This window comes from Corynebacterium sp. HMSC074E01, assembly GCF_001808885.1.
Lineage (GTDB): Bacteria > Actinomycetota > Actinomycetes > Mycobacteriales > Mycobacteriaceae > Corynebacterium.
The window spans coordinates 1-307 of sequence record NZ_KV794834.1 but is presented as its reverse complement, the minus strand read 5'-3'; the positions used below and the strand labels follow the sequence as shown (position 1 = coordinate 307).

Sequence of the window (307 nt, the reverse complement as noted above, 5' to 3'; positions counted from 1 at the left end):
GATACCGACGGTGACGGCCTGACCGATGGTGAGGAAAAGGAGCACGGTACCGATCCGAAGAACCCGGATACCGACGGTGACGGCATCAACGACGGTGACGAGGTCAAGGATGGTACTGATCCGAAGAATAAGGACACCGATGGTGATGGCCTGACCGATAAGGAAGAGAAGGATCTCGGTACTGACCCGACGAAGCCGGATACCGATGGTGACGGCCTGACCGATAAGGAAGAGGTCGACGGTTCTAAGAACCCGAACAAGGACAACAAGTTCGACGAGAACGGTGAGCCTGGCAACACCGACCCGA

The 307-nt window shown here is 56.7% G+C and carries 1 protein-coding gene; it reads left to right on the top strand.

Going from position 1 to position 307, the window contains the following annotated elements; translation table 11 throughout:
• Positions 1 to 307 (top strand): hypothetical protein (locus tag HMPREF2537_RS03750; RefSeq protein ID WP_371591527.1); only part of this gene is annotated, 307 nt, incomplete at both ends.